This window comes from uncultured Veillonella sp., from assembly GCF_915069625.1.
Classification (GTDB): domain Bacteria; phylum Bacillota; class Negativicutes; order Veillonellales; family Veillonellaceae; genus Veillonella.
On record NZ_CAJZFD010000093.1, the window covers coordinates 1 to 7,888 of the forward strand.

At 38.9% G+C, this 7,888-nt stretch carries 4 protein-coding genes; 1 reads left to right on the top strand and 3 read right to left on the bottom strand.

Annotated features, from left to right (window positions below):
* Positions 1–98: 98 nt before the first annotated feature.
* Positions 99–1,664: a class I SAM-dependent methyltransferase gene (locus tag QZ548_RS06065; protein ID WP_295869074.1), complete on the top strand. Its 1,566-nt coding sequence runs from the start codon at positions 99–101 to the stop codon at positions 1,662–1,664.
* 156 nt (positions 1,665–1,820) lie between these two features.
* Here the strand turns inward: QZ548_RS06065 and QZ548_RS06070 are convergent, their stop codons facing one another.
* From QZ548_RS06070 to QZ548_RS06080, 3 genes are all read right to left on the bottom strand, one after another.
* Positions 1,821–4,616: an S-layer homology domain-containing protein gene (locus QZ548_RS06070; protein ID WP_295869076.1), complete on the bottom strand. Its 2,796-nt coding sequence runs from the start codon at positions 4,614–4,616 to the stop codon at positions 1,821–1,823.
* Between the two features lie 523 nt (positions 4,617–5,139).
* Positions 5,140–6,183: an inverse autotransporter beta domain-containing protein gene (locus tag QZ548_RS06075; protein WP_295869078.1), complete on the bottom strand. Its 1,044-nt coding sequence runs from the start codon at positions 6,181–6,183 to the stop codon at positions 5,140–5,142.
* 166 nt (positions 6,184–6,349) lie between these two features.
* Positions 6,350–7,729, bottom strand: coding sequence for a YadA-like family protein (locus QZ548_RS06080; RefSeq protein WP_295869079.1), 1,380 nt, complete (start codon positions 7,727–7,729; stop codon positions 6,350–6,352).
* Between the last annotated feature and the right edge of the window lie 159 nt (positions 7,730–7,888).

The window sequence follows — 7,888 nt, forward strand, 5'->3', positions numbered from 1 at the left end:
ACTATGAGATTTTACATTATATATAATAGAAATTATGATATACTAAATCATTATGAGGACCATTTTACGAGTATTAGTTATAGAGGGGATATATTCTAATGAGTAAACAACACATTACTAGTGTAGATCAATCTAAAATTAACGACCTGAAGGAATCTTACGACGATTTTCTATACGTATCAAAACCATTTTCCAATACATGTATTACATCTTTAATGGCAAAAGCTCTTATTTATGGCTTAGACCCAGTACCAGTTGAAGACGCGCGCGTATTAGAGTTGGGCTCTTCTTGCGGTGGAAATATCATTCCCCAAGCCCTATATAATCCAACGACTACCTTTACAGGTATCGACCTATCCCCTACTCAGGTGAAACATGGGAATGAATTAATTGAATCCATGGGGCTAAAAAATATTACATTATTAGAAAAAGATATTATGGATATTGATGATTCATTTGGTACCTTCGATTACATTATCGTCCATGGTATTTGGTCTTGGGTGCCTGACGTGGTGAAAGATAAAATCCTCAGCATTTGTAACCGAAATCTATCCGACCGTGGTGTAGCATATGTATCATACAATACATATCCTGGTTGGAAACGGTTAGAGCAATTGCGGGATATTATGTTATATTCTGAAAAACATGCACCTAACGACTCATTACAAGAGCGTACGGTCTACACAAAAAATGTATTAAAACTCATTGCAGAAACAATGAAATTAGATGAACGTTCCCAACAAATTTCTGATTATAAAATAAAAAATATCAATCGTGTATTACAATCTAATGATTATTATGTTGGGCACGAATACTTAGAAGCTATTAATGATCCTGTATATGTGTCAGAATTTATTGAACGTGCACAAGAGCAAGGTTGTGCTTACATCGGTGACGAAACATTGAATCGTTCCTTCATTACATGGCTTGATAGTAGTGTCGAAAATAATATTAGAACATTGGCTAGAGATAACTTTATTGATAAAGAACAATATTATGACTACGTATATGATACTCAGTTCCGCATGGCCCTATTAACAAAGTGTAGTAACGAAGATAAAATTTCCCATGACGAAAGGGTTGAGAAGAAAGTACTAGATACACTATACTTCAACAATGCATTAGATGAAGAGCCTGGTGTTCCTCCAGAGTGGACCAATGTTATGCACATTAGCATCCAAGAATTAATGGATACAAAACGACCATTCAATGTAGCGGATATTATGAAACATATTGAAGAACATCATCCTGATTCTGAAATCGATACTGATGCTATGTATAGACGTTTATTCCATCTTGCTATCGTCGGTCATATCAACACATATGCAAAAAAATATGACCAATTACCATTTGAGGAAAACAAAACCTATATTCCAGAACACTTTATCAACTATGTATCCACACTTGTTGAAAAAGGTGGTTATCAATACATGTGCCTCGGCAATATGTATAACCAAATAGACTTTTCAGTAGATGAAGGCTTATCCTACGTCATGAAATTGATGGCAAAACCAATATCTCGTCAAGAATTGATTGATACTATGAACGAAAACATGACCGTTGAAAGAACAAAAGATGATGGCACTAAACACATTGTGTCCTCTGAACAATATTTAGACGAGTCCATCGCGCACATTCAATCGCTAGGTTATTTTGCCAAATAAAAAGAATAGTGAGCCTAATATAACAACAAAAAGGAGCAACTGATATAATCAGTTACTCCTTTTTATATTCACTACTATGCGACCTCGGGGTGGAGTTGAGGTATGGCATAGTAGCTACTTATTGAGTTGTGTGAACACTATAAACTAATAGTATCCTTATTTTTTGTTAACACGAACGCGTTCGATTGTTGGTTCACCTTTAGCATTTTTAGCTACAGTGTCAACACGGAACAATGCCATTTCAGGGCTGAATTCTGTTACAAGGCGATCATTAACTGTTACGCCGTCTTGAATAGCACGGTATACGATTTGAGCAAATTCATAACGTGTTAACATACGGTCACCACCGAATGTGCCATCTGGATAGCCTTCAACTAAACCACGGCGAGATAAATCGCTTACAGCTTCATATGCCCAATGGTTTGTAGGGATATCTGGGAACAATGTTGTGTGATCGGCTTTCATCTTAGTACCAGCAACACCATTCAACAATGTAGTCAATTTTTGAATTTGAGCATTTTGTTCAGCTACAGTTTTCTTAAGAGCTAATACTTCTTTACCAATCGCTACACGAGAACGAGATACATTGCTATGAGCGCCTACTTTCACAGATAAACCAGCATTAAATACTGTTTCATCACTGCCTACAGTAGAACCTACGCTAAGTTGTACGTCTTCATTAGGACGATAGAAAGCACCTAATGCGGCAGCATTACCACTGCGGTAATGGCCATAGCCTGCAGCAAAGTCCCATTTAGCATCTGGATCGAAATCAAGTGGATGCAATGCTGCTAACGCTGCTGCCCCTGCTACAGATTTATCAACACGTTTATCGATTTTAGATAAATTACCTTTGATATTTTTGATATCATTTGTATTTTTGTTGATATTTGTTGTGTTATTTGTAATTTGGTCAGCAATATCATCAGCAAGAGATACTTTATAGTCGTGAGTATTACCATTTACAGTTGGTGTAACCTTAATATGGTCACCAGCTGTTACAGTTGTAACTTGGGTAGATGCTGCAATTTGATCTTGTACGCGTTTAAGTTGAGATACGTTTACCGCATCAGTGTCTGCTACACCAGCTTTCACATTATTGATGATTTGGTCGCCTGCGCTAATACCAGTTGTAGTGTAGTAAACTGTTTTGTCCCCTTCACTTGCGTACATACCGTATTTATCGAATTTTGCTTGTTCTAAGGTATCTGTGTTTTCGATTTGGATACCTTTAGGTGTAACACCGATATTTTCGCTACCGTTAAAGAAGCGAGCACTGTCTTTATCGATACGAGCACGAACGTCGTCAGTTGCTTTGCCGAAGTTAGCAGAGCTCATTTCTACTAAGTCTTTATTAACAGCTACTTTGTATTCTGCACCGCCATTAGCATTAGTACCAGATGTAACAGTTGTATTAGCACCAGCTACTACAGTAGTATGTTTTTTAGCATCTGCTTCAACAGTAGAGATTTTAGTTTCTACCTTTTTAAGTTGTGCTACGTTTACTGCATCAGTATCATTTGTACCAGCTGCAACAGATGTAATTTGACGTGTTACATCATTAGCCACGTCGCCAACAGATACAGCAGATGCTGTCGCTTTCCATGTGGAGCTTGTATCAGTAGATGCTGCTTTTGTGCTGATATCATAACCAGCTGCACCAGCTGCTACAGTCGCCTTAGATTTACTGCCAAGAGCTACACCGCCTTCAGCAGATACTTCAGTGTTATGACCAATAGCTACTGCATCATTTACAGTTGTAGTAGTTTCTGCATCGCTAGAGCCAATAATAACAGAATTATTAGCACCTGTTACCTTACGGTTATCACCAACAATAACTGTATTATTAGCATCCGATACAGTATTCTTAGAACCAATAGCCGTCATATGTTGTACATTCGTACCAGTATTACCAACGCCTACTACAAAGTTATCTGCGCTTTCAGCACCATTCGCACCTGTAACAGTATTATTAACACCAATCATAGATGTGCGCAATGTGTAGTCAGCCTTGTTGCCGCCACCGAAAGCCATTGTAGCACCGCCACCTTTAGCAACTTTGACAGCATTCTTTACGCTATTGCGCAATTCATTAGGATTGTCGCCACCACTAGTTGGTGCACCAGAAATGCTAGTGATAGAGTTTGTAATTTCATTACCTGCACCGAATACTAAAGAGCCATTAGAGTTATTAGTTCTATTTGCTACACCTACAATACTATTAGCAATTCCAGCATATCTAGAACTAGAACTTGCAGACTCAATGCTATTTAACGCACCAGTGATTGTAGAGCCGAAATTCTTAGTCTCATTTCCAGATGATGCAGAATATTTAGAGGAGGCGATAGAATATGAACCTACTACAGAAGAGAATAAGCCATTAGAATAACTATTAGCACCTACTGTTGTAGAAAATAAATGGCCATTATTATCTTTTGTATGAGCACTATCCACATCTACATCGCCTAATTTTCCCTTATAGTTGTGTGTCCCTAGCATAACACTGCCAGAACGAGCATATGTATTTTGACCAATCGCAACACCAGTTACCATTTTAGTGGGGTCTTGTGGTAAACCATATGGGAATCCAAATAAACTATTATATCCAGCCTGTTTAAAGTCGAAAGCTCTTTCAAAGCCACCAACCATATTCTCAACAAAAGAATTCGCACCAATAGCAATGCCACCACCTTGATCAATATAGTTGTTAGTATGAGCTCCACCACCAATTACAATATCACCGGTGGAAGGTTGTCCAACACCACCGCTATATGCAATCTTAGCATCCTTACCAATCGCTACGTTTTCTGCTTTTGGTGCGTTACTGCCTGTACCATAAGCAACGCCATTTCCTGAACCTGTTGCAGTGTCTGCAGCGCTAGCTACCATACACAAGCTAGACAATAGCACACCGTTAATCAACACGGTTAATAAACGTTTCCGTTTGTTCATAGTTTAGAACCTCCATTTACAAACTACAAAACCAATCATTCTCTCTTTGCATTAAAATTCACTTTTTATTCATGAGTTTTATATGAATATTGTAGCACGTATACGAATTTTGTAAACAGTAATTTATATATCTATTAAGAGAATATAAAAAAGGATAGTTAATCGAGGAGGATTAACTACCCTTTTTTGGTAAGAGGAAGGCGAACCTCTTACCGGTGCCGTATGATATAGGTTTGTTATTAAAAGAGAGAGATTTTGAAGTAAACACAACACAAAGATTATTAAATAGTTGGAGAGTAACTAAGATGAACGGGCGATCACACGGCATCAATAATAAGATAATGGCTTTTATAAAAAGCCATTATCTTAAAGAACAATTGATATGAACACTAACGTTTCCCTTACCTAGAGTATATCACTTATATAGGAACAATAGTAGATTATTTTTCATTTAATTTTCATTAAAATAAAATGAATGCAGGAAATGGCATGACCATTCAATTTGTCTATTCAGTTATCAAAATTATTGTTCAACAAAAACCGTATTAGTTCGTCTTACGAGGTTGAGCATTTTATCGCGAACCGTTGCAGATTGTTCTAAACGATGCTTGCCACCATACCAAGCCATCGGAGCTCCCGCTAAACGGAACGTAATTTTACCATATGCACCGCCAGAGCTATGTTCCGGTTTATTATACCCCATATCTATAGATACACGCGGCGTGAGTTGCATCTCAGAGCCTATGCGCAAACCATTCTTATCGGCTTGTCGATCCTGGTTCCAGTGATAGCCTTCAACATAGACTCTAGCCCAGCGCGCATTTTTAAAGGTTTTACCATATTCTAAGGTATAACCATTAGATACTCGCTCTAAGGTATGCAGGTTCGCATCCAAAACACGCTCATCAGAAGCAGAACCATACCAGTTAAAACGAAACTCGCTTTCACCAGACATATATTCAAGACCAGCACTGAGTCGATCGTGACGATTTAAGAAGCGATGGTCATAGAATAGATGAGCTCCATAGAGACGACGGTCGTCCTTGGAAATACGACGGTACCCAACGCCTACATTAAGGGTAGTACCCGTATCAGAGGCACGAGAAATGCGCTGCTGCGTAAACCACACATCACGAGAGGTATTATCGTAATGACCTAGAGGCTGAATAGTCTCCGCAGAATACAACGGCTTCCATCCTTCTTGGAACTGAAAACTCAGCGTAGTGCGTCGCATCCACGGCTTACCTTTGGCACCATACATAGCATTAGATACATTGGACATAGCTACCGCATTAATGGCGCGGTTCACTGCATCTACATTGCTATACTGCACGGTCTTAGTATCTTGCCGATCCATGATGAGCGGCCCACCTTGGCCAATCACATGGTCTGGTGTGACGGCAGGCGTAATGTGAAAGCCCTCTGATGCGGCCTTCATGCGTTCTGTTTGAGCATCAGTTTTTGCAGATACTACGCCCTTATCATTATGTAATTGTTGTTTTTCTGCCTCAGCTGTACCCACACAACACAATAGGGCGCTCAAGGCGATACACACAATACGTTTCATTACTCTCTACATTTAAAATTCATGAACAACAAATGAAATATGTATAAGTGTATCGAATAATGTATATGCATGTCAAGACAAGTGGTCGCTAGAAACGTATTATTTTACTATTATATGTATATAAAAAGAGGTAATAACAATGTTATTACCTCTTCCATATCAAAACTTATTTTTCATTAAGTTTTTGCACAAGCATATCTACTGTTTCTTGTAATTTTTTATTTTGTGCTTCTAATGTATCAACACGTTGTTCTAATGCGTTATAGGATGCAGGAGAAATCTTAGCAAGTGTCTTATTTTCACCGAATTTATAGGACACGCCTACGTTGGCCATCAAATCACCACTTACAGTTGTACCTGCAGTGAGAAGTAGGTTTTCTTTTGGATAGTAACCTACGCCAAGAGCCAATGCATTTTCGCCTTTATAGTGACCATAGCCACCCATAACTTGAACCTTGTGGTCAGGATCAAATTGTAGTGGATGTAATGCAGCTAGTGCTGCGGCACGAGCATCACCGCGGTTAGATTCTTTTTCCACGTGGCGTACATCGCGATGCAATACATCAATTTGTTGGTTTGTACCATATAACTGGGAGCCGTTAACCGCATCTGTAGAATCCGCTGTAATACGACCTGCTGCTACATGAGTAATGGTGCGTTCTTGACCTGCCGCACCAACGGATACAGTAGACACAGGAGCAGTACCGGCGAAGCTTTCAGTAACACCATTATTGTAGGTATAACTAGGAGTGCTCACTACATCACTACTTTCAGCAGTAGAATTATTACCTAATACAACTGCATTGTCTAGAGATGTTTTCACATTATTACCAACTACGAATGTATTATTAGCACTCACTTGGTTCTTGTTACCAACACTGTAGGAATTATCGCCCTTAACAGTATCCACATTATACGTACCTACACCAAAGGCGCCAGATTGGTTACCTTCAATTTTGTTATATGCGCCAATAGCGGAGTTCTTATCGCCTTTAAAGATAACACCATGACCCATGCCATAGTTAAAATTACCATTTACTGTAGAGTTAGAACCGATTAATACAGTATTATTCCCCTTACTACCGCCAGCTTGAGATGCACCGAGCCATACGTTTTTATTACCTTCAGAGCCAGCTCCTGCAAAATAACCTACCGCAATTGTATCCGAAATAGTTGAGTTATAACCTGCTGCAAAGTTACCTAAAAAGTTATAGTCACCTTTACCACCTACAAAGCTCTTAGCACCTAATGCTACATTACCGCCACCTTGAGAACCATTCAGGGCAAGACGGCCGATGGCAATATTATTACCCTTTGCATTTGGATCCCCTGTATGGGAATATGGATCGCTGTTAGCCGCCCCAGTTTGACCACCGAGATGTACATTGTCTGAGTTGGTGAAAGATGACCAACCTTGTAGACCAATGTTATAAGTGGCACCACCAGAGGAAACAACAGGAATATCTGCTGCTTGTACCAAGCTAGAAGAAGATATGGTTAAAACTCCGAGTACTGCTAATAATTGTAGTTTCTTTGCGTGATTCATAATCATACGCCTCCCTTGTTATACTACAAAATACTTCCCCTTCATATTACCCTCATGATTACTACGATTAAATTATACTGCTATCGAAAAAATATGTAAATAACATAAATAATAATTCATAAAGGGGCAGATTAACCAATACAATTAACAAACAAGCCC

Excerpts from the sequence above, each read along its gene's own strand:
- QZ548_RS06075 (WP_295869078.1), bottom strand. The coding sequence starts at position 6,183 with ATGAAACGTATTGTGTGTATCGCCTTGAGCGCCCTATTGTGTTGTGTG.
- QZ548_RS06070 (WP_295869076.1), bottom strand. The coding sequence starts at position 4,616 with ATGAACAAACGGAAACGTTTATTAACCGTGTTGATTAACGGTGTGCTA.
- QZ548_RS06080 (WP_295869079.1), bottom strand. The coding sequence starts at position 7,729 with ATGAATCACGCAAAGAAACTACAATTATTAGCAGTACTCGGAGTTTTA.
- QZ548_RS06065 (WP_295869074.1), top strand. The coding sequence starts at position 99 with ATGAGTAAACAACACATTACTAGTGTAGATCAATCTAAAATTAACGAC.